This window comes from Mycobacterium sp. (genome assembly GCF_002863225.1).
In the GTDB taxonomy this organism is placed as follows: Bacteria; Actinomycetota; Actinomycetes; order Mycobacteriales; family Mycobacteriaceae; genus Mycobacterium.
In genome coordinates this window covers 61,254-83,388 of record NZ_PKEK01000073.1, presented here as the reverse complement: position 1 = coordinate 83,388, position 22,135 = coordinate 61,254, and the positions used below count along the sequence as shown (strand labels likewise).

Here is a 22,135-nt window from a genome sequence, read left to right as displayed (position 1 = left end):
GGGCGCGTTGCTGGGCCTGCTGATCGGCGGCAGGGGCCAACATGCCGACGAGCCCGAGGCTCTCGAATCCGAAGCCGTCAGCCCCGGGCTGTGATCGTGTTGATCCAGTCGGTGTTGGACGCGGCATAGAACGCCACCTCGCCTGAATGCATTCGCACGACGACGTGCGAATGCCCGCCTCGCACAGATCCTTTCGCCTCACAGACGGCTGACGATCTCGGACACCGGGATGTCAATTCCCTTGCCGGTCAACGTGATACCACGGCGAGCGGGGCTGGGTCCTGATGTCTAATCCGACGTTTTCGCCGTCGACCTTGATGCGCATGTGCGCGATGTAGGGCCCCTTCGGAGGGCGTCACAGTATGGCTGACGGCCTCCGCAATCCACAGGGTTTTCGCAGGCCGTACCACTGGTGTGCTGCAACCAGCAGGCGGTCCGACCTGGCGCCATGTATCGTTTGACCGCTAACAACGGTCAGAATCTTCGCTTGCGGTGGGGTCATGGTCGAATACCAGCTGTCCGGCGCGGTCGAGGCCCGCGTCGGCGGGGCACTGGTGCCGCTCGGCGGCCCCAAACAGCGATGCGTGCTGGCCATGCTGTTGGCCAACCACGGGACAGTGGTCAGCGTCGACCGGTTGATCGACGCGGTGTGGGATGACAAACCGCCCCCCAAAGCATTGGCCTCGCTGCGGGCCTACGTCACCAATTTGCGTCGTATCCTGCCGGTGTCCGCTGACGGCGCGTCGCCGACCACTCGACTTGCCTCCCGCGCTTACGGCTACCAACTCACGCTGCTCGACGGCGATTCGGTGGATCTGCACAGATTCGAGGCACTCGTCAAAGACGGTCGCGCGGCGCTGGTGCGCGGAGCTGCCGCGGAGGCGTTCGACAAGCTCAGCACTGCGCTGACCTCGTGGCAGGGCGACCCGTTCGGCGAGTTCACCCACCGCGACTTCGCGCACGCCGACGCGACTCGTTATATCTCGTTGCGGCACACCGCCATCGAAGCCCGGTTCGACGCGGCGCTGCAATCCGGTGACGGTGGCGACCTGGTCCCGGAAATCGAAGCTGCGATTGCGGCCGACCCGACCGAAGAGCGACTGTGGGGCCACTTGATGGTGGCGCTCTACCGCGCCGGACGGGCCTCCGACTCGGTCCGCGCATTCGACCGTGCCCGAGACACATTGGACCGTGAACTCGGTACGACGCCGGGCGACGGACTGCAGACCCTCTATCGCAAAATCAGCGACAAGGCTGCCGACCTGCACTTCGCATCTCCGGCCGATCCGGCGGCCGGCGCGCTCGGTCCCGGGCCGCACGGACGGATTCCGTTCGTGGGGCGGACATCCGAACTGGAGACAGTCGCAGCCGCACTGAGTCGGGCCCGCGGCGGATCGGGCGGGTCGATCCTCTTCACCGGCGAAGGCGGGATCGGCAAGACCGCACTCGCACAAAGGATCTCAGCACAATCCGGACAGTCCGGGATGACGATGGCATGGGCCGCTCATCCGCCGGGTGTCCGGTTGCCGTTGATGTGGACCTGGATACAGCTGCTGCGCCAACTCGGTGACCAACTCGGCCAGCCCGGCCGCAACGCGGTTCGTCGCGTCGCCCCCGGAGTGGTCGACGCGCTGGTCCCCGAATGGACCGACCGCGACGCCGTCAATCCCGGGGTTCGAACTGCGGCAACCGGTTTCGCGCTGATCGAGGGCGTGGTGGCCGCGCTGTGCGAGCTCGCCGCGCTCCGCCCGCTGCTGCTCATTCTCGACGACTTGCAGCTCGCCGATCCGCCATCTGTCAACGCGCTGTCTCTCCTGAGCGGACAACTCGAGCGCCTTCCGATCCAGGTGATCGGAAACTGGACGTACTTCGGTAGCGGCCGTCCCATCAACAGGTCCAGCTTCGAGCGGCTGGTCCGGTTGGAGGCGGTCCGGACAACCCATCTCGAGGGCATCGGGCAGGACGCCGCTGCCGCACTCGTCGATGCGCTCTCCGGAGCCGTCGCCGAGGGCGACGTGTCGCGGCACGTGTGGTCCCGTACTGGTGGAAACCCTTTGTACATCCGGGAACTCGTCTCGGTGTTGGTTGCGCACAACCGGCTTCAAGACGCCACCGACGGAAGCACCGACGACGTGTCTGCTGCCGTCGCGGGCATGGTCGGTCAGCGGTTGGGCCGCCTCGACCGGCCCAGTAGGCGTGCGCTGGCCGCCGCCGCGGTGATCGGATCGGAATTCGACGTCGCCGACCTCGCAGATGTCGTGGACCTGTCGGTGTCCACCGTGCAGGCCCGCCTGCGACCCGCCTACGAAACGGGCCTTCTCGACGAGGTGGTCGACCGGCCGGGCTGCTACCGGTTCGGGCACGGACTACTGCACGACGCAGTGCTGACCCAGGTTCCCGGTCCAGAGCAGGCGGCCGTCCACGCGGCCATCGCCGACAACAGCGCCGCGGGCATCGCCACCGCCGCTTACGAAGACGTCATCTCGGTCGCCGACCACGCCTGGCGGGCCGGTACCGAACTCAATCCCGAAACCGCACTCGCGATCTACGAGACGGCGATAGAACGGGCCCTCACCCGATCGGCTTACGACGACGTCGCCAATCTCGCCGACCATGCCATACAGGTGTGCCGCCGGCTTCCGCCCAAACCCGAACCCCTGCAACGCCAGGCCACGCTCTGGCTTCACCTGGCCGGTGCCCGCGCAATTCTCAACGGCCAGAACAGCCCAGCCGCCTCAGCCGCCGTACAGCGCGCATTCGAGATCGGTGAACACGCCAGCGGCAGGCATTACCACGGCGCCGTCGCCATGCAGTGCTACATGCTCTCCGTGCGTGGACGTCTCGACGAAGCGCAGGCTTTGGCCAGCGGGCTGGCTGCACAATACGCGGCATCCGGCGACCCCGACGTCGGAGTATCGAGTCACTTCGTCGCGGTCATGCTGCATTGGCTGCGCGGCGAGCTGGACGCAGGTGAAGCGGTCGCCGGAACCATGATGGCCCGATTCCCCCCGCCGGAGACCGTGGCTGACCCGTTGATCTTCTTCCATCCACGCGTGTACTGCTGGCTGGCGCTGGCCAGGGCGCTGCGGGGGGACCGCGCCGGCGCGCACCGCCAACGCCTGGTCGCGCTGGAATTGGCGCAGAGTCGCCGGTCCCACTTCGATGTGCTCGCAGCCAACATCGTCACGATCGAGATCGACGCGATCCTGGGCGTCACCGACGGCACCGTCGCCGCAGCCGAGGACGTCTACCACGAGTTGCTTGCCGCCGGCTCAGCCCAGTGGGCGGCCTGCGCTCGCTTGATCGGCATTTGGGCGCAGACCTTTTCGGGGGTCGGTGGCGATCCCGCGCTGGCGTTCGAGGCGTTCGACGACTACACCCGCGATGGCACGGTGGCGATGTCGCCGTTCTTCCTTGGGTTGCTCGCTGAGATCGAAGACCACCACGGCCGCGTGGATCATGCCGAACAACTGCGTGGCCGCGCCCGGGCGGTAGGCGATGCCACCGGCGAGCACGCGTGGGACCGGCTGCTGACGCGCCGGATCCCGGTTGCCAAAGCCAAGCGGCCGCGCTCCAATCAGGATCCAATTCCTCTTGGTTAGCGTCTTGCGGATGAGCATCAGCGAACCGCCCCCGCCCGAGCGCGGGCTCACCCGCGACGAGCGGGGACGAGACGTCAGCCCCGCGCAGGCCGAGGCTGAAGCGCAGACTTCCACCGTCCGTGGGCTTCTGCGGACGATGAGCCCCCGCTTCGTCTGGTCGCAGGCCGATGGCTATCCGGTCGTCATCAAGCAATTCCTGCAGTTCTGCCTGATCCTCATCTACCCGGCTTGGGTCTTCGGAATCCTGGCCTCCGTAGTGGCTCACTACGCGTTCTACGTCACCGTGTATCCCGTGTTGTGGGTGCTGTTTTGGCCCGTTCGTGCCTGGATGAAGAAGAACCGGCCCGAAGAATACGCAGCGAGCCAACAGAAATAGTGCGACGTCTTCTCCGTCCGGCCCGAGCACAGGTGACCGTGTCCCCGTCGGTCGTGTCGCCGGGTCAATCAGTTGACGTACGGGTGACCACGCCCAAAGCGATCGGCGGCGTGACGTCGGCACGTATCGAGCTGGGCTACCGGAATCACTTTCGCTACCGGTGGGCCGGGCACGCGGACGCCGCGGCAACGACTGCGACCGATACGATGTGGCTGACCCAGGACGTCGGAACCACCTACGGCACCGATCGCAACACCAAGGAATGGATCGGCATTTTTGTCGCCGAATTAGCCACTCCGACTTCCGAATTCACAGACGGATCGGCTACATTCCGGATTCCGTCGTGGGCACCGGCGTCGTCCGACCAGATCGCCACGTGGTTGTGCCGCCTGATTGTGCAGCGCCGCGGCATAGATGTCGACGAAGAGGCCGAGTTCACCGTGGCGACGCGCGTCGGCGACGCGTCGACTGATGTCGGGGAGCTCGAGCAGGTCACCGGTAGCGCAGCGTCCCGGCTCGACATCGAGTTGCCCCGCAGGGTGTTTCGGGCCGGCGAGATCATCAACGGAGGGGTCGTCGTCACCCCGAGCCGCGATCTTCCCGTCGGCGATGTTCGGGTGAAGTGGCAGTATCAACGGGACTCCCATCCACTCACCCGCATCCCGGGATTCGACGAGATCGTCAACGGGCGAAGCGTGCAACTCGGCAAGCACGTGGTGTTGCGCGAAGGCACCCCGGTGCGACTGCCGTTCCAGATCGCGCTCCCCGCGGACGCGGCTCCGACCGCCAGTGCCGTCAACTCGTCGCTTCGCTGGTTCGTCGGCGTCACAATGTATTACGCCGGATTCTCCAGTCCGGGCACCGAGTCCGTGCGATTGCCCATCACGGTGGTCAGCGCGGCCGGAGCAGAGTAACCACTTTTCAATCGCGCAAAATGCGACCCTGCGCGTCGGGCACTTTCCTGTTCAGGATCATGATGGCGTCGATCAACGGCCACAGCCCACCGAGTCCACAGGTCAACCACGTCACGGCGATCTGCGCGACACCCACCCCGAGGTAGCCGAGGTAGAAGCGGCCCACCCCGAGGGACCCGAAGAAGATCCCCAACAGTCCCGCCGTCACCCTGCTTCGGTCCGAAAGCGGTCGACCGTATGCGTCGACCGCCGACGGCCAACCGGGCGGCGGTGGATGCACCGGTGGCGGGTACGGGAAATCCTCAGCGGGGTAGGGATATTCGTGTGCCGTCACGTCAGCGACCCAGCCGCCTGGACCTGCCCGGCGCGGCGGCGGGCGATCGACCGCCGAATGCCGATGCCGCTGAACACCACCACCCCGATGAGGGCCAGCGACGCGTAGACCGTGACCGCGACGGTGAACATGATCGTCAAGACGTTGATCACCATCGCGACCGCGCCCAGGGCCAAAAACCCCAGCGAGAAACCGAGAACCGTGAACACGGTCAGCGAGTCACGCAGGCTTTGGCGCCGTTCATCACTCCGTCGCGGTAGGCGTCGACTCGGACCGAACCATGCCCCTGACGCGCCACATCACCGGAACCGCGAAAGACGATCAGTGCGGTGATCCCCTTGTCGAGGTCACCGGGCGACATCTTGAAGGCGCTGTCCGGGCGGTCCTCCAACAGGATGCTGGCAGCCCAAGCCCCCGCCATGCAATCGGCGCGTAGCGAGGAGGTCTTGTCGGACGCGTCCTGGCCGCCCCGCGAGAGCACTGCCAGCCCGTACTGGGTCGCGATGAGGGTGGCAACGGCGAAATCGCCGCCCTGGTCGTAGATCTCGGGCATCGCCTTGACCGCGTCGAACCCGACGTAATCCTCGGGCACGCAGTAGAAGAGCACATAGGCGGTAGTGGGCTGACCGCCACAGGTGGGCGCCTCAGCCGGATCGAACGCCCGCACCGGCTGCAGCGGCTTCCAAGGGTCTCCCCCGGCCAACTTCGGGTAGACCTGCGACCAGTAGTCCTCCAGATCAGCAGGTACACCCTTGACGATGTCCTCGTACGGCGCGTTGCCCCCGCTCTGGACGTCCGCCGCGCTGTTGAACGGGATCTCGACCACCGGCGGATCGCCGACTTTGTACCCCTTGCATGCGCCCGGACCGTTGTCGAATCCGGTTTGGAACGAGTTCACCCGGTCGAAGCCACTGCCGTGCGCCTGCGGGTCGTGCTTCTCCGTACCCGGCTCGTCACGCAGGAACAGGAAGCCGGCCAGAGCGTTGTCCAGGTCGTCTTCGCTGGGCTTGAACGTGTCGCTCTTGGCCGCGTGCGCCGCCCATGCTCCCGCGAAGCAGTCGGCCTGTATCTCCTTGACCACTGTCGGTCCCTGGAAATTGGCCCTCGCCTGGATGGCGTGACCCCACTCGTGAGCCAGCACCACCGGAATGACGAAGTCGCCGAAGCGCTTTCGCAGACTGGGCAGCAACTCTTCGATGTCCCACGCGACATCGTCGGCCTTGGAGCAGTAGAAAGCGTTGCCGGAGATGTCTGCGGCCGCCGTCGCGCACGGTGCGAAGTGGCCGGATGACGGCGTGACCGCGTAGAAGCCGCCCTTCACCGGCGTGTAGTCGTGACCATAGAGCTTGGGGAATTCACCGCCCCAGTAGTGCTGCAGGTCGGCGATCGCCTTGATGACGATCTTGTTCACCGGGTTGGAGGCATCACCGTGGATCTGCACCGAATCGGCGGCGTTGGCTGCGGTGGGTGCCGGCGCCGACGATTTCGTCGAACTGCAGCCACTACACGCCAGGACTACCGCTGCAGCAAATACCGCGAACCGTGAATACCAATTGTTTACTGGCATCAGCCGCCCTTCTATAGCTACCATTTTCTACATATGGCGCGGAGATATTACGCACCGATGTTTGGAAATTGATTGGAAACCGTTTGCGTCATTACTTTGCGTGATCGTCGACCTTGAAATCGAAGTGCACGTCGCCGGCGTCGACATCGGTGACGGTCACCGTCAGGCCGTAGGTTTCGCTGCCGTCCTTGAGCTCGCAACGCAGCGTCGAGCCCGGAGTCCCCTTCAGGTTGTCGGGACAGGTGACGGAGTCCGGCTTTTGTCCGACCTTCTCCGTGAGCTGCTCGCTGACCTTGCTCGCGACCAGGTCTTTGTCCACGGTCTCGACCATGTCGAACTCGACGTCATCGCCCTTTACGCTGGTAGCCGTCACGTTGACGTTGTAATCCTGGCCCTTGATCTTCATCGCGCAGTTCAGCTGGGCCCCGACCTGGCCTTTCAGCCCGTCGGGGCACGAGACCGAATCGGGCTTGTTGCCGGACGCGTCGGTCATCTTGGCGGTGATCTGCTTGGCGACGTCGTCCTTGCTCACCATCTTCGGACCGCTCGAGCAGGCCGAGACGCCGATCAGGGTGCCCGCAATTGCACCAGCGACAAATAGAGTCTTTGAAACCGAGTGAGCCATGTCCGCCTTTCGGGCATCTGAAGAAGATGAATCGGCGAAGTATTGCACGCTAAAGGAACCTGCCGGGTTGCAATAAACGTAAATTCTGGGTTAACTAGAGCAACCAAAACCCGATATTCATCGTCACCGACAGCTATGCGTCAGCTACGGTGCCAACAACCCCGGAATCGCTCTCCAGTCAATTGCGGAGCGGGCGGGCGAACCGACGAAGGAGCGCATTGATGAAAACCCCGGTGATAGCGGTAGCGGGCCTGACGGCAGCCACCGTGCTGGTGGGTCTGTCGACGACCGGCTGCAGCAAGTCGGACAAGCCGGCTTCGACGTCGTCCTCGGCATCGGCCACCGCGAAAAGCTCTGCCAGCTCCGAACCGAGTTCGTCGGACACCGCGTCGGGTGGTTACGCCAAGCTGTTGATCAAGCCTGACGAGATCGCGCTGCCCGGGGACACCTTCACGCTCACGCCGCCGACCGAGAACCCGAACGGAAAAGCCGGTGTCGCTGGGGTTTTCAGCAATCAGGCCGACACCCGTGAGATCGGTGACACGATCCTGATCCTGCCGGACGCGGCCGGCGCGGCCGCGGCGCTGGAGGGCGCGAAGTCGGCTGTCGGCAGCAACGTGACCGGGGACCCGCAGCCCGCCGCGGTCGGTGAGGGCGGAACGATCGTGCAGGGCCCCTCGCCGGACGGCTCGAAGTCGGTGACGGTGTTGCTCTTCACCGAGGGCAAAGCGTTTGTGACGCTCGAGTTCGACGGCAAGCCGGACGACCCGGTACCACCCGCGTTTGCCACCGACATCGGCCAGAAGCAGGACGCCGCTATCAAGAGCGGCCTCGCAGGCTGATCAGACCAGCTTGGTGCCGCGATTCCGGGACGGCGCTTGCGCCTATCGCGGCACCAAGCTCAACACCACGTCCGGGCCCACCCGCTCGATGCCGTCGTAGCGCCAGCGCAAGGCCCGGGTGAGGCTCGGCACCCCGACGTCGTCGACCGCGGTGATCGGTCCGCCGAGCAGAATCGGCGCGACGTAGGCCAGAATGCGGTCGATCGCCCCGGCCCGCAGAAACGCGCCGGCCAGGGTGGGGCCACCTTCGAGAAACACGTCGGTGCGATCGGACAAGGCTCGGAGCACCTCCGCCGGCTCATGGGTCCGAATCACCATCGTGCGCGAGTCGTCGTTGAGAACCTTTGACTCCGAAGGGATGTCGCGCATCCCGACCACGACGCGCATCGGCTGACGGTCCCGGAGACTGCCGTCGGGCAGGCGGGCGGTCAGGGTCGGGTTGTCGGCGAGCACCGTGCCGGTTCCCACCACGATCGCGTCGGCGCTGGCGCGCCGCACGTGCACGTCGGCGCGAGCGGCTTCGCTGGTGATCCACTGACTCGAGCCGTCCGCGGCCGCACTGCGACCGTCGATGCTGGCGGCGTACTTCCACGTCACGTGCGGCAGGCCGGTGCGTTGCTTGTGCAGCCATTCTCGCAGCGGTCCGGCGGTCACCAGATCGGTCTGCACGTCGCCGACGACACCGATGCCGGCTGAGGCCAGCCGCGCCGCTCCCCCGGCCGCGGCCGGATTGGGGTCGCTGACCGCGTAGATCACCGACGCGATGCCCGCCTCGATCAGCGCGTCGACACAGGGCGGAGTCTTGCCGTGGTGATTGCAGGGTTCCAGCGTGACCACCGCCGTCCCGCCGCTCGCCAGCCGGCCCGCCCGACGCAGTGCCATCACTTCGGCGTGAGCGCCGCCCGTCCGTTGCGTGCCGCCGACACCGACGACCCGGCCGTCCCGGTCCAGGATGACGGCGCCGACCGGTGGGTTGGGGTACGTCTTGCCTTTGACGAGATCCGCCTGCTCGACGGCCAATTGCATGGCGGCGTCGTAGGTGAGCGTCGCGCCAGTCATTGACGCAGATGCGGTGACACGGCACCGGCCTGGCGCCGCAGTGCCTGGACCGCGGCGGCCGGGTCGTCGGCGCCGTACACCGCCGACCCCGCGACGAAGCAGTCGACACCGGCCTCGGCGGCCTGCTCGATCGTGTCGGCGTTGATGCCGCCGTCGATCTCGACCAGGATCCTCAATTCGCCGGAGTCGACCAGCTTGCGCACCGCGCGCACCTTGCTCAACACCTCAGGAATGAATTTCTGGCCGCCGAAACCGGGTTCGACCGACATCACCAGGAAGGTGTCGAAGTCCTTGAGGATGTCCAGGTATGGGTCGAGCGGGGTGCCGGGCTTGATGCTCAGCCCCGCTTTGGCGCCTGCGGCGCGGATGTCGCGCGCCACGCCCACCGGATTCTCGGTGGCCTCCGCGTGGAACGTGACGTTGTAGGCACCGGCTTCGGCGTATGGCGGCGCCCACCGGTCCGGGTCCTCGATCATCAGGTGGCAGTCCATCGGAATGTCACTGGCGGCCAGCAGGCTTTCCACCACCGGCAGTCCGAGCGTGAGATTCGGCACGAAGTGTGCGTCCATGACGTCGACGTGCAGCCAGTCCGCGCCCTCGACGTCGGCGGCGGCGTCGGCGAGCCGGGCGAAATCGGCGGCCAGTATCGAGGGCGCGATCAGCGGCCGGTCGGTCTTGCCTGACATGTTCGTCACCTTACTAAGCGTCGACGTTGGGCGATGATGCGCGCCGCGCGCCACGCGAAGGCGCCGGCCCGTCGGACTTGCGCAGGGCCGCAGCGAACATCGCGTCGGTGCCGTGGCGGTGCGGCCACAGCTGAACGTAGGGTCCCGCTCCCAGATCGGGCACCGGGTCGAACAGCGGCCGGGTGTCCAACGCGGACACCGGATGTCGCCGTAGCGCGTCGCCGACGACTCCGACCGTCTCGGCCAGGTGTGGCGAGCAGGTGGCGTACAGCACCACCCCGCCGGGCCGGGTCAGCACGATCGCGGCCGCGAGCAGTTCGCGTTGCAGCTTGGTCAGCGCCGGCACATCCGCGGGCTGCCGCCGCCAGCGGGCATCCGGGCGACGCCGTAGCGCGCCCAGCCCGGTGCAAGGCACGTCGACCAGCACCCGGTCGAATCCCGGTTCGAGGCCGCTGCTGCGCCCGTCGACCCGCAACACGTCGACCGGCAGGCCGGCGGTGTTCTGGACGACGAGGTCGGCCCGGTGCTCGGCGGGCTCGACCGCGGTGACCCGGGCACCCGACCCGGCGGCCAGGGCGGCCAGCAACGCGGTCTTGCCGCCCGGGCCCGAGCACAGGTCCAACCAACGGCCCGCATCGTCGGCCACCGGCGCCAAAGTGAGTGCGCGCGCGACCAATTGACTGCCCTCGTCCTGGACCAGCGCCTCGCCGTCGCGGACCGCTGCGACGTCCGCGGGGTCGCCGGCGGGCAGATATACCGCGTACGGCGAATACCGGCCGACGGTGCCGTCGACCGCCAGGGCGAGATCCTCGGCGGTCAACACTCCGGGCCGGGCAGCCAGATGTACCTGTGGGCGCGCATCGTCGGCCTGCAGCGCCGCCGCGAGCTCGCCGGCGGCGCCGCCCAGCGCGTCGACGAAAGACTGCGCGATCCACCGTGGGTGGGCGTGCACGAACGCGGCGTTACCGATCGGGTCGGCGGACTTGGCGGGTGCGAGCTCGTCGAGCCACGACTGCTCGTCGCGGGTGCTGATGGTGCGCAGCACACCGTTGACGAAACCCGCTCGCGCCGAGTCGAATTCGATGGCAGCGTGTTCGACGGTGGTGGAGACCGCGGCGTGAGCGTCCACCCGGGTCCGCAGCAACTGATAGGTGCCGAGCCTCAGCAGATCCAGCAGCACCGGATCGATGCTGTCCGGTGACCGGTTGGCCGCCGCCCCGATGACAGCGTCCAGCAGCCCCCGCACGCGGCTGCTGCCGTAGGTCAGCTCGGTGGCGAAAGCGGCGTCCCGGCCGCTGATCCCGCGCTCGCGCAACAGAACCGGCAACAACAGGTTGGGGTAGGCGTCGCGTTCGCGAACCGCCTGCAGGACGTCGAAGGCGGCGCGCCGCGCCGGGTCCAACGGCTTGCGCCGCGGCGGACGTGCCGAGCGTTGCGGGGTGCGGGCCGGCGGCCGGTGGCCGCGTGACTTGTCCGGCGGTGGGCTCACGATGCGCGCACCCCGGCGTCGAGGCGCGCTCCACGGGCCCAGTCGACGGCGTTCATCAGCTTCTTACCCGGCGCCTGCACCTGGCCCAACCGCACCGCCTGCGACGCGGTGCCGACCCGCACGCTGCGCCTGTCGACGTGAATCTCACCGGGCGTCAATGGTTTCGGCAAGCTGTGCTCGTCGGTGTCGAGGTACACCGGCCCGAGTTTCACCCGCAGGTCACCGATCAGGGTCCACGCCCCGGGGTTGGGTGTGACGGCGCGGATGCGCCGATCGACGACCTCGGCCGGCAGGTCCCAGCGCACCTGAGCCTGCTCGACGGTGATCTTCGGTGCGACGCTGACGCCTTCGGCGGACTGCGGCACCGGGGTCAGCGTCCCGTCGGCAATGCCGTCGAGGGTGGCGGACAACAACGCTGCCCCCGAAATCGCCAGCCGGTCAAGGAGATCCGCGGCGGTGTCGATCGGGCGCACCGACTCGGTGACCACGCCGTAGACCGGCCCGGAATCCAGACCGGCTTCGATCTGGAAGGTGGTGGCGCCGGTGACGGTGTCACCCGCCGCGATGGCCGCCTGCACCGGAGCCGCCCCGCGCCAGGCCGGCAGCAATGAGAAGTGCAGGTTCACCCAGCCGCGCGGCGGTACCGCCAGCAGCTCGTCACGCAGCAGCGCGCCGAAGGCGACCACCGGGCAGCAATCCGGCTCCAGCTCGGTCAGCTCGGCGACGAACTCTGCCGAGTTCGGCCGCTGCGGGCGCAGTATCGGAACGCCGTGGTCCATGGCGAGCCGGGCCACGGGTGAGGGCTTCGGCTTGCCATGCCGGCCCGAGGCGGCATCCGGCCGGGTCAGCACCGCGACCACCTCGTGGCGTGACGAGTCGAGCAGACTCTGCAACGCAGGCAGCGCGGGTTCAGGAGTTCCGGCAAAGACGAGACGCACCGCATCAGTGTAGGAAGCCGTTGAGTCCGCTTCCCCGCCCAGCCGCGCCGTTCCGTGTCTGCGCGGGGCGGCCTAGTTGGTGATCGTGGTCTTCTCGTCGATCGTGACGGTCGCCGGGAGCGCCTGCGGAACCTGGTCCGGCAGGCAGTCGGCGTTGAGTTCCAACAGATAGATGTTGTCGTTGCCGTTGATCACGACGACCTTGTCCGCCACCGCCCGCTCCTGACCGTCCTGGGTCCAGGTGCCGCCCAACTGGAAGGCGGGAAATCCGCCGAGGTTGTCCTCGTTGCCGTCACCCATCGGCTTGAACCCGGGCAGGTTCTTCGTGGCACCGCCCGCGAGCTCGATCAGCTTCTGCGGGTCCACGTCGCCTTCGAGTTTGGACACCGTCGCGACGATGCTCGGGCTGTACTTGGCCGATTCCGGCCCTTTGTCGATGATGGCCCAGTAGGCCGTGGGTGGGGTGTCGGGGCCGGCGTCGGCCCATCCGTCCGGGAGCGGGAAGTTGATGGTCGGCGCGCCGGGGTCGCCCTTGTGGACGGGCGTCGCGTTGATGTGACTGTCCCTGAGATAGCTGGCGATGCTTGGGTTGGGACCCTCGGCGATGAGCCGCGGCGCCACCTTCGCCTGCGGCTTCGCCGGGGCCGACGTCGCCGCGGATGCGGTCGGTGTGTTGCTCGACGCGTTGTGGTTTTCGCTGGGCTGGGAACTGCATCCGGCCGCGGTGATCGAGGTGGCGACGATGGCGATGGCCGCCGCGCTGACTGCTGTCCGCTTCATTGAACTGCTCCTGTCGGTGGACGATTGGCCGAAGCATAGCCCGCTCGCCTTGGAGCTAGCCGATGTGAAGCGGGTCGATCTGCACCCGGACCGGGTCGCTGGTTTGGCGTGCGCTGACCACCGCGACACCGCGGCGCAACTCCCCGGCCAGCGCCAGGCCCTGATCGCGGCTGACCCGCACCAGCATCCGGGTGGCCGGCTCGTCGGCGGCCATCCCGGGTGGTCGTCGCACTCCCGGCGGCAGCGGCACCGGGCCGAGCAGCTCGGCGGTGTCCGGCAGCCGAACCTCCGCCAGCAGCGTCTCGACCGCCGCCCCGGCCCCGTCGACGGCGGCCATGTGCGCGCTGGGCGGCAGTGCGACCTCGGTGCGGGCGGCCAACTCTGCGTCGGCGTGGCCGACGGGATCCCAGCGGATCAGCGCCTGCACGGTCGGCACCGATGCTTCGGCGACGACGGTCACCACCCCGCCGTCCGCGCGGGATCGGACCAACGACGCCGCCGCCATCCATCGGCGCAAGGTGTCCTCGGCCGCGCGCAGATCCTGGCGGCCCAGCAGCGCCCAGCTGTCCAGCAGCAGCGCGGCGCCGTAGCCACCGACGGCGCGCGGTTCGGCACCGGGCGTCGCCACCACCAGGGCTGGTCGGGCGTCGACCTCGGCGACCATCGCCTCGCCTGCGGAGGTGATCACCGTCGTCCCCGCGAAGGCGCGACCGAGCTCCTCCGCGGTTCGGCGGGCACCCACCACGACCGCGCGCACCGCGTCGGACCCGCATGAGCCGCACCGCAGCGCGACCTCGGCCCGGCCGCACCAGCGGCACACCGGCGCCGATCCGTCCCGGTCGTTCAGCGACAGCGGGCCGGTGCAGTGCCGGCAGCGGGCCACCGCCCGGCACCTGGCGCACGCCAGCGACGGGACGTAACCGCGTCGCGGCACCTGCACCAGCACCGGCGCCCCTTCCTGGAGCGCCGCACGGGCGGCCCGCAAAGCGACCGACGGCAGTCGCGCGGTGCGCGCCGCGGGATCGCGCTCCTCGGCGTAGCCACCGTCGTCGAGGGCCACCACCCGAGGGCTGCGCGCGCGCACCACCGGCCGTGCCGCAACCAGGTCGTGCGCCCAGCCGCTGCGGACCAGCGCCTGCGCTTCGGCGGTCCGGGCGTATCCCCCGATCATTGCGGCGCAATGCATTTGGTGCGCCCGCAGCATCGCCACCTCGCGTGCATGCGGGTAGGGGGCCCTCGGCTCGGACAGCGTGTCGTCGCCGTCGTCCCACACCATCACCAAACCGAGATCGCTCACCGGCGCGAACACCGCGCTGCGGGTGCCGATCACCATCCGCGCGGTGCCGCGCAGCGCGGCGAGCCAGCGCCGATAACGCGCCGACGGACCCAAACCGGCCGACAACGCGACCACCCCGGCCTCGTCCAGCAGCCGCGTCGCGGCCCGCCAGAGCGTGTCGACGTCGGTCTGGTCCGGCACGATCGCCAGCACCGCGCGACCGGTCTGCACGGTCTGCGCGGCGGCCTCGGCGAACCGGTCGGCCCACGACTCTCCGGGTAGCGCCTGCCACACCGCGCGGGCAGCGCGGGTCTCGGCCAGTGCTGTCAGGAACTGCCCACCGCTGCCGTACGCCTCCCACCCGGCCCGGTCGACATCACCCACCGCGGAAAGCACCGGCGCAGTAGAGGTTTCACCCTCCACCTTGGCGTGCCGCGGCGGCACTGCCAGGCGCAGCACGTCAGGACGGGTTCCGGCGTAGCGTGCCGCGACGGCGTCGACCAGCCGACGGATCTCGGGGGTGAGGACCGTCTCGGACGACACCACCCGGTCCAGCCAGGCCAGCTTGCCGACGTGATCGGTGTCGGTGCGGCGTTCCAGGACGAACCCGTCGACCAGCCGGCCGTGGAAACGCAGCCGCACCCGGACACCGGGTTGGGCGTCGTCGGATTGTTCTTCGGAGACCAGGTAGTCGAAGTCGCGGTCAAGGTGCGGCACCGACAGCATCGGCAACACCCGCGCGACTGGTTCGAAAGCGGCGGCCTGCCGGGTCCGCGTGGTCACTCGCCAGGTGTAGCAGAGGTGGACGACGTCCGCCCGAAGAAAAAGCCGGCGGTGATCAGCACCTGAGCGGCCGCGTAGGTCCACCAGATCGGCACCGCCAGCGCCTCACTGCCGAGCACGAATCGGCTGATCCCGATCATCGAATCCGACCAGGCGAAGCTCACCGCGCCGACCGCGGTGAACACCGTCGGCAGCCGGGCCAGCAGCGCCGCCGACACCATCGCGACCAGCACCAGCATGTACACCGTGACGGGAATCGTCATTCCGTCGCGGCCCAGTTGCGGCCAGAACCAGATCAGCAGACCCACGCACGCCACACCGATCAGCCCGACCCCGATCACGCGGGCCCGCGGCCGATCCGATCGACGCGCAAGGGGGACCAACGCACCGAGAAAACACAAGTGCGCCAACAGGAATGCGCCCAGGCCCAACACGAAGGACGGCGGCCACCACGGCATGGCCAGCAGTGCGTCGCCGGCCGCCGAGAACAGCAGCGCCGGCATCAGCCAGCGGCGTTCCCGGACAACCGGATGCGCGGCCGATGCCACCACCAGCACCAGCGCCATCGACGCCTTGAACGCCGGCTGGCCGCCCCACACTCCGGTCAGTTCCGCGCCGGGCGGCGAACGCAGCGCCACGATGGTCAGGAAAACGCCGTAGCTGATACCGGCCCAACCGGCGGCCACCCAGGCGCCGAGCACCACCCGCGGTGCGTACGGTGTCTGCATGCCCAGCGTCGACGACCCCGGATCCGCGATCGATCCCATCCTGCAGAAGGTACTGGACAGGGTCCCGTTCCGGTTATCCGCCGACGACGGAATCGAGGCGGTCCGCGCAACGTTGCGGGATGTGCCGCGGCGCGCCTTTCATCCCGACCTCCGCGTCGAAGACCGCGCCATCGATGGACCCGCCGGACCGATCAACATCCGGATCTACTGGCCGCCAACCGATGACTCCGCTCCACCAGTGGTGGTGTTCTTCCACGGCGGCGGCTTCGTGGCCGGCGATCTCGACACTCACGACGGGACCGCGCGCCAGCATGCGGTGGGCGCCTCCGCGGTGGTGGTGTCGGTCGACTATCGGCTAGCGCCCGAACACCCCTACCCGGCCGCGATCGACGATGCTTGGGCGGCAACGCGATGGGTCGCCGAGCACGGTGGCGAGATCGGCGCCGACGCCGGTCGGCTCGCGGTGGCCGGTGACTCGGCGGGCGGCAACATCTCGGCGGTCGTCGCGCAGCGCACGCGGGACGAGGGCGGGGCGCCAATTCTGTTCCAGCTCTTGTGGTATCCGGCCACCCTGTGGGACTCGTCGCTGCCCTCGTTCAGCGAGAATGCCGACGCGCCAGTGCTGGACAGCGCAACCGTCGCCGCGTTCAGCCGCCACTACGCGGGCGGGATCGACCTGTTCGATCCTCCGGTCGGCATGGCGCCGGGTCGGGCCGAGAACCTGGCCGACCTGCCCGCCACTTATATCGCTGTTGCGGGCCACGATCCGCTGCGCGACGACGGGGCGCGCTACGGAGAGCTATTGGCCGCGGCGGGCGTTCCGGTCGAGGTGCACAACGCCACGTCGATGGTGCACGGCTACCTCGGCTACGCCGGCGTGGTCCCCGCAGCCACCGAGGCGATGGACCGCGGGCTGGCGGCACTGCGCGAGGCGCTGCACGTACGGTAAATCCATGACGGAGCCGACCACTACCCGACCGGAGATCGACCCCACGCTGAAGGCCCTGGTCGACGCATTCCCGATGACCTTCAAGGCATCTGACGGTGTGGAGGTCGCCCGGGCGCGGCTGCGGCAGCTGAAGGCGCCGCCGGAGATGCTGCCGGATCTGCGCATCGAGGACCGCACGGTCGGCCACGGCGATGTCACCGACGTCCCGGTCCGGATCTACTGGCCGCAGTCGGAACCCGGTAACCTGCCGATCGTCGTCTTCTACCACGGCGGCGGCTTCGCCCTGGGCGACCTCGAAACCCACGACCCGGTCGCGCGCGCCCACGCGGTCGGCGCCGAGGCGATCGTGGTCTCCGTCGACTATCGGCTGGCTCCCGAGCACCCGTATCCGGCCGGGCTGGACGACTGCTGGGCCGCATTGCAGTGGACCACCGACCACGCCGCGGAACTGGGCGGTGACCCCGCCCGGATCGCCGTGGCCGGCGACTCGGCCGGCGGCAACCTGGCCGCCGTGGTGGCCCAGCGGGCCCGCGACGAGGGCGGACCGCGTCTGGTGTTCCAGCTGCTCTGGTATCCGACCATCACCGCCGACCTGTCGCTGCCGTCCTTCACCGAGAACGCCGACGCACCGATCTTGGACCGCAACGTCATCGACGCCTTCCTGTCCTGGTACGTCCCCGGGCTCGACATCAGCGACCCGAAGTCGCTTCCCGCGACGCTGGCGCCGTGCAACGCCGCCGACCTGTCCGGGCTCGCACCGGCGTTCATCGGCAGCGCCGAGCACGATCCGTTGCGTGACGACGCGGCGCTCTACGCCAAGCTGCTGACAGCCGCGGGCACCCCCGCTGTGCTGAGCAACGAGGGCACCCTGGTCCACGGCTATGTCAGCTTCGCGCTGATCATCCCGGCCGCCGCGGAAGCAACCAATCGCGGTCTCGCCGCATTGCGAACGGCGCTGCACTAGCTTCATTCCGAGCCGAAAACGCGGTACCGTCGGTATCGGATATCGGCGCGGTGGCCGAACAAGGAGGTACTCGGTGAACGATGATCGGCCCGACTACCACTGCCTGATCGTCGGCGCGGGCTTCTCCGGCATCGGTGCCGCGATCAAGCTCGACCGGGCGGGCTTCACCGACTACCTGGTCGTCGAGGCCGGCGACGAGGTCGGCGGCACCTGGTACTGGAACACCTATCCCGGTATCGCCGTAGACATTCCGTCGGCGTCCTATCAGTTCTCGTTCGAGCGGCGGCCGGACTGGTCGCGGACCTACGCACACGGCGGTGAGCTGAAGGCGTATGCCGAGCATTGCACCGACAAGTACGGAATCCGGCCGAAGATCCGGTTTCGCACCAAGGTGCTCACCGCCGAGTTCGACGACGAGCAGTCGCTGTGGCGGGTCGCGCTCGATCCCGGCGGCGAGGTCACCGCACGCTTCATCTACAACGGATGTGGTGTGCTCACCGTGCCCAAGCCGCCCGACATCGACGGCGTCGACTCCTTCAGCGGAACCGTCGTGCACACCGCCCGCTGGGACCACTCCCTCGACCTGACCGGAAAGCGGGTCGCGGTGATCGGCACCGGCGCCTCGGCGGTGCAGCTTATCCCGCAGATCGCACCAATCGTCCAGCAGCTCAACGTCTTCCAGCGCACGCCGATCTGGTGTTTCCCGAAATTCGACGTGCAGCTGCCCAAGCTGGCGCATTGGGCATTACGCGTGCCCGGCGCCACCGCCCTGCAACGGCTGCTCACCCAGACCTACGTCGAGCTGACCTTTCCGCTGCCGGCGCAATATTTCACGGTCTATCCGCTGGCCCGGTGGATGGAGTTGCTCGGCCGCACCTACCTGCGACGTAAGGTGCGCGATCCCGTAGTGCGCAAAAAGCTCACCCCGAGCTACGCGATCGGCTGCAAACGTCCCGGCTTCCACAACAGCTACCTGTCGATGTACAACCGCGACAACGTCCGGCTGGTCACCGAACCGATCGACAAGATCACCCCGTCCTCGGTGAGCACCGCCGACGGCACCGACCACGAGATCGATGTGCTGGTGTTGGCCACCGGGTTTCACGTCTTCGACGCCGACACCACGCCCACCTTTGCGGTCACCGGCAGCGGAGGTAAGTCGCTGACCCGCTTCTGGGAGGACAACCGGGCGCAGGCCTACGAGGGAACCACCATTCCCGGCTTTCCCAACTTCTTCTCCACGATGGGCCCCTACGGCTACGTCGGGTCGTCGTACTTCGCGTTGATCGAGGCGCAGACCCATCACATGGTGCGCTGCATGCAGCGCGCGCAGCAGCGCGGCGCCACCCGCGTCGAGGTCAGCGAGGAGGCCAACGCCCGCTACTTTGCCGAGCAGTTGCGCCGCCGGCACAAGCAGGTGTTCTGGCAGGACAGTTGCCAGGCCGCCAACAGCTACTACTTCGACAAGAACGGCGACGTGGCGCTGCGGCCGGCGCACACTTTCGAGGTGTATTGGCGCAGTAGGCGTTTCGACCTCGACGACTACAACTTCACCAGTTGATGCGAAAAGCCCCCGCACGCACCAGCGTGGCGGGGGCTTTCGCGAAGGAAACTAGACGGCGCGCTTGAGGTCCTCGACCTTGTCCAGCCGCTCCCACGGCAGGTCGATGTCGGTGCGACCGAAGTGGCCGTAGGCGGCGGTCGGCGCGTAGATCGGACGCAGCAGGTCCAGGTCGCGGACGATGGCGCCCGGGCGCAGGTCGAACACCTCGGGCACGATCTTCTCGATCTTGACCGGGTCGACGGTGGCAGTGCCGAACGTCTCGATGAACAGGCCGACCGGGGCCGCCTTACCGATCGCGTAGGCAACCTGGACCTCGACCCGCTCCGCCAAGCCGGCGGCGACGATGTTCTTGGCCACCCAGCGCATCGCGTACGCGGCCGATCGGTCCACCTTTGACGGGTCCTTGCCGGAGAAGGCGCCGCCGCCGTGGCGGGCCCAGCCACCGTAGGTGTCGACGATGATCTTGCGGCCGGTCAGGCCGGCGTCACCCTGCGGGCCGCCGATGACGAACTTGCCGGTCGGGTTGATCAGCACGCGGGTCGACGAGGTGTCCAGTGTCTCGTGGGCCAGCTCGGCCAGCACGGCCTTGATGACGTGCTTCTGGAGATCGGGGTCCAGGGTCTTGACCAGGTCGATGCCTTCGGCGTGCTGGGTGGAGATCACCACGGTGTCCAGTCGGGTCGGGACGTTGTCCTCGTACTCGATGGTGACCTGCGTCTTGCCGTCCGGGCGCAGGTAGTCCAGCGTGCCGTCCTTGCGTACCTCGGTCAGCCGCCGCGCCAGGCGGTGGGCCAGCGCGATCGGCAGGGGCATCAGCTCGGGGGTGTCCGCGATCGCGTAGCCGAACATCAGGCCCTGGTCGCCCGCACCCTGCGAGTCCAGCGGGTCGGCTGCACCTTCGACGCGCGTCTCGTGGGCGGTGTCAACGCCCTGGGCGATGTCGGGCGACTGGCGGCCGATGCCGATGTTGACGCCGGCGGTCTCGCCGTCGAAGCCCTTGTCGGACGAGTCGTAGCCGATGTCGAGGATCCGCTGACGGACGATGTTGGGGATGTCGGCGAACGCCTCTTTGGCGTTCGTGGTGACCTCACCGATGACGTGGACCTGACCAGTCGTGACAGCCGTCTCGACGGCGACACGGGAGCGCGGGTCTCCGGCCAGCAGCGCGTCGAGCACCGAGTCGCTGATCGCGTCACAGATCTTGTCTGGATGCCCCTCGGTCACCGATTCGCTGGTGAACAACCGACCCTGTTCGCTCACACTCTCTCCCTTTCAAGGCATGTGGAAAAACGTTAGTTAGGCAAATTATATCGCCAGGCTGGTACATGTTACCGACCGATCCGTGGCGCATCAGAAGCCGCGTCGCGTCTAGGTGGCTTCCTCGGCACCCCGCTGCAGGAACGTGGCGATCGCGTCAACGATACGGCTGGCCATCAAAGTCTTCGACCCGGGTTGCAGCGCCGACTCGGTTCCGTCGGCCGCCAGCAGCCAGCCGTCGTTGTTGTCCACCTCGAAGGCCTTGCCGTCGCCGACCGCGTTGACGACCAGAAGGTCGCATCCCTTGCGCCGCAACTTGGCCCGCGCATGAAACAGCACGTCACCGTTGGCGTCGCCGGTCTCGGCTGCGAAGCCGACGATGGCCCGCATGTTCGGCAGCTGGCCCGCGCTGCGCGCCTGTACGGTCGCCGCGAGCACGTCGTCGTTGCGAATCAGGTCGATTCGCGGCGCCGAGTCGTCGGAGGCGACCTTTTTAATCTTCGCGGTTGCGACATGGGTGGGGCGGAAATCGGCGACCGCTGCCGCCATCGCCAGGACGTGGAAGTCGGGCGCGTGTTTGGACACCGCGTCACGCAGTTGCTGCGCGGTGCTGATGTGCACGACGTCGACGCCGGCCGGGTCGATCAGCCCGGCCGTGTGCCCGGCGATCAAAGTGACTTCAGCGCCGCGCTGGGCGGCGACCCGGGCCAGCGCATAACCCTGCTTGCCCGAGCTGCGGTTGCCGATGAAGCGGACGGGGTCGATCGGCTCGCGGGTGCCACCGGCGGTCACCAGGAGTTTGACGCCGGCCAGGTCGTAGGGCATGGCGTCGTGACGGTCCAACAGCAGCTTCGCGAAGGTGGTGATCTCTCCGGCTTCGGGCAGCCGGCCCGCACCGCTGTCCTCCCCCGTCAGCCGGCCGGACGCCGGTTCGAGCACGATCGCACCGCGGCGGCGGAGCGTGGCGACGTTGTCGACGGTGGCGGGGTGCTGCCACATCTCGGTGTGCATGGCCGGGGCGAACAGCACCGGACATCGTGCGGTCAGCAGCGTTGCGGTCAGCAGGTCGTCGGCACGGCCGTGGGTGGCCCGGGCCAACAGGTCCGCGGTGGCCGGGGCGATGACGACGAGGTCGGCGGCTTGCCCGATCGTGACGTGCGGCACCTGCGCAACGTTGTCGAACACCCCGGTCTGCACCGGCTGGCCGGACAGCGCTTCGAAAGTCGCGGCGCCGACGAATTTCAGCGCGGACTCGGTGGGGATGACGCGAACCTGGTGGCCGGCCTCGGTGAGTTGACGAACGACGGTGGCGGCCTTGTACGCGGCGATGCCCCCGGCGACGCCGACGACGATCCGCTTACGGTCCGTCGGCTCGCCCGTCGGGCTCCCTGAGCCGGTCACA

Annotated in this window: 20 protein-coding genes; 7 read left to right on the top strand and 13 right to left on the bottom strand. The window is 68.1% G+C overall.

The genetic code is table 11. The features are described 5' to 3' along the window. The first annotated feature begins 500 nt into the window (after positions 1 to 500). The 3 genes from CYU59_RS22825 (at position 501) to CYU59_RS22815 (ending at position 4,892) form a co-directional block, all read left to right on the top strand. Entirely contained in the window at positions 501 to 3,602 is a 3,102-nt protein-coding gene (locus CYU59_RS22825; RefSeq protein WP_293003057.1) for an AfsR/SARP family transcriptional regulator, read from the top strand. Between the two features lie 10 nt (positions 3,603 to 3,612). After that, on the top strand, positions 3,613 to 3,978 hold the full coding sequence (locus tag CYU59_RS22820; protein WP_293003055.1) for a hypothetical protein: 366 nt from the start codon (positions 3,613 to 3,615) through the stop codon (positions 3,976 to 3,978). Positions 3,979 to 4,061: 83 nt separating this feature from the next. Further along, the gene (locus CYU59_RS22815) at positions 4,062 to 4,892 is read left to right on the top strand and encodes a hypothetical protein (RefSeq protein WP_293003053.1); all 831 of its coding nucleotides are present in this window, start codon (positions 4,062 to 4,064) and stop codon (positions 4,890 to 4,892) included. Positions 4,893 to 4,899: 7 nt separating this feature from the next. Here the strand turns inward: CYU59_RS22815 and CYU59_RS22810 are convergent, their stop codons facing one another. The 4 genes from CYU59_RS22810 to CYU59_RS22795 form a co-directional block, all read right to left on the bottom strand. Continuing rightward, positions 4,900 to 5,226 (bottom strand): TM2 domain-containing protein, encoded by a 327-nt coding sequence (locus CYU59_RS22810; RefSeq protein ID WP_293003051.1) that lies wholly within the window; start codon positions 5,224 to 5,226, stop codon positions 4,900 to 4,902. Beyond that, the gene (locus tag CYU59_RS22805; RefSeq protein ID WP_293003049.1) at positions 5,223 to 5,435 is read right to left on the bottom strand and encodes a hypothetical protein; all 213 of its coding nucleotides are present in this window, start codon (positions 5,433 to 5,435) and stop codon (positions 5,223 to 5,225) included. The genes CYU59_RS22810 and CYU59_RS22805 overlap by 4 nt, the downstream gene beginning before the upstream one ends. Positions 5,436 to 5,437: 2 nt before the next feature. Further along, the gene (locus tag CYU59_RS22800) at positions 5,438 to 6,793 is read right to left on the bottom strand and encodes a neutral zinc metallopeptidase (RefSeq protein ID WP_293003047.1); all 1,356 of its coding nucleotides are present in this window, start codon (positions 6,791 to 6,793) and stop codon (positions 5,438 to 5,440) included. A 91-nt stretch (positions 6,794 to 6,884) separates the two neighbouring features. Then, on the bottom strand, positions 6,885 to 7,418 hold the full coding sequence (locus CYU59_RS22795; protein ID WP_293003081.1) for a DUF4333 domain-containing protein: 534 nt from the start codon (positions 7,416 to 7,418) through the stop codon (positions 6,885 to 6,887). A gap of 221 nt (positions 7,419 to 7,639) precedes the next feature. On the opposite strand from CYU59_RS22795, the gene CYU59_RS22790 reads away from it, so the two are divergent. Next, positions 7,640 to 8,260: a hypothetical protein gene (locus CYU59_RS22790; RefSeq protein ID WP_293003045.1), complete on the top strand. Its 621-nt coding sequence runs from the start codon at positions 7,640 to 7,642 to the stop codon at positions 8,258 to 8,260. Between the two features lie 42 nt (positions 8,261 to 8,302). On the opposite strand, the gene ribD is transcribed toward CYU59_RS22790, so the two are convergent. From ribD to CYU59_RS22755, 7 genes are all read right to left on the bottom strand, one after another. After that, entirely contained in the window at positions 8,303 to 9,319 is a 1,017-nt protein-coding gene (ribD, locus tag CYU59_RS22785; protein WP_293003043.1) for a bifunctional diaminohydroxyphosphoribosylaminopyrimidine deaminase/5-amino-6-(5-phosphoribosylamino)uracil reductase RibD, read from the bottom strand. Beyond that, entirely contained in the window at positions 9,316 to 10,014 is a 699-nt protein-coding gene (rpe, locus tag CYU59_RS22780) for a ribulose-phosphate 3-epimerase (RefSeq protein WP_293003041.1), read from the bottom strand. Before rpe ends, ribD begins: the two co-directional genes overlap by 4 nt. A 4-nt stretch (positions 10,015 to 10,018) precedes the next feature. After that, positions 10,019 to 11,494 (bottom strand): RsmB/NOP family class I SAM-dependent RNA methyltransferase, encoded by a 1,476-nt coding sequence (locus CYU59_RS22775; protein WP_293003039.1) that lies wholly within the window; start codon positions 11,492 to 11,494, stop codon positions 10,019 to 10,021. After that, positions 11,491 to 12,432, bottom strand: a complete 942-nt coding sequence (gene fmt, locus CYU59_RS22770; RefSeq protein WP_293003037.1) for a methionyl-tRNA formyltransferase — start codon at positions 12,430 to 12,432, stop codon at positions 11,491 to 11,493. The genes CYU59_RS22775 and fmt overlap by 4 nt, the downstream gene beginning before the upstream one ends. Positions 12,433 to 12,504: 72 nt before the next feature. Further along, positions 12,505 to 13,212 carry an LpqN/LpqT family lipoprotein gene (locus CYU59_RS22765; protein ID WP_293003035.1) on the bottom strand — a complete coding sequence of 236 codons (708 nt, stop codon included), beginning with the start codon at positions 13,210 to 13,212 and terminating at the stop codon, positions 12,505 to 12,507. 55 nt (positions 13,213 to 13,267) lie between these two features. Then, positions 13,268 to 15,214 carry a primosomal protein N' gene (locus CYU59_RS22760; protein WP_293003079.1) on the bottom strand — a complete coding sequence of 649 codons (1,947 nt, stop codon included), beginning with the start codon at positions 15,212 to 15,214 and terminating at the stop codon, positions 13,268 to 13,270. 53 nt (positions 15,215 to 15,267) lie between these two features. Next, the gene (locus tag CYU59_RS22755; protein WP_293003077.1) at positions 15,268 to 15,999 is read right to left on the bottom strand and encodes a lysoplasmalogenase; all 732 of its coding nucleotides are present in this window, start codon (positions 15,997 to 15,999) and stop codon (positions 15,268 to 15,270) included. Between CYU59_RS22755 and CYU59_RS22750 the strand changes: the two genes are divergently transcribed. The 3 genes from CYU59_RS22750 to CYU59_RS22740 all read left to right on the top strand — a co-directional run bounded on the left by CYU59_RS22750 (position 15,998) and on the right by CYU59_RS22740 (position 19,473). Beyond that, positions 15,998 to 16,948, top strand: coding sequence for an alpha/beta hydrolase (locus CYU59_RS22750; protein WP_293003033.1), 951 nt, complete (start codon positions 15,998 to 16,000; stop codon positions 16,946 to 16,948). The two genes, CYU59_RS22755 and CYU59_RS22750, sit on opposite strands and share 2 nt — an antisense overlap. 4 nt (positions 16,949 to 16,952) lie before the next feature. Next, positions 16,953 to 17,912: an alpha/beta hydrolase gene (locus CYU59_RS22745; RefSeq protein WP_293003032.1), complete on the top strand. Its 960-nt coding sequence runs from the start codon at positions 16,953 to 16,955 to the stop codon at positions 17,910 to 17,912. 73 nt (positions 17,913 to 17,985) lie between these two features. Then, the gene (locus tag CYU59_RS22740) at positions 17,986 to 19,473 is read left to right on the top strand and encodes an NAD(P)/FAD-dependent oxidoreductase (RefSeq protein WP_293003030.1); all 1,488 of its coding nucleotides are present in this window, start codon (positions 17,986 to 17,988) and stop codon (positions 19,471 to 19,473) included. Between the two features lie 51 nt (positions 19,474 to 19,524). Here CYU59_RS22740 and metK read toward each other — a convergent pair whose 3' ends face one another. Both metK and coaBC read right to left on the bottom strand, forming a co-directional pair. Then, complete coding sequence (gene metK / locus CYU59_RS22735; protein WP_293003027.1) at positions 19,525 to 20,736, bottom strand: methionine adenosyltransferase; 1,212 nt, start codon at positions 20,734 to 20,736, stop codon at positions 19,525 to 19,527. A 108-nt stretch (positions 20,737 to 20,844) separates the two neighbouring features. After that, positions 20,845 to 22,086, bottom strand: coding sequence for a bifunctional phosphopantothenoylcysteine decarboxylase/phosphopantothenate--cysteine ligase CoaBC (coaBC, locus tag CYU59_RS22730; RefSeq protein ID WP_293003075.1), 1,242 nt, complete (start codon positions 22,084 to 22,086; stop codon positions 20,845 to 20,847). Positions 22,087 to 22,135: the final 49 nt, after the last annotated feature.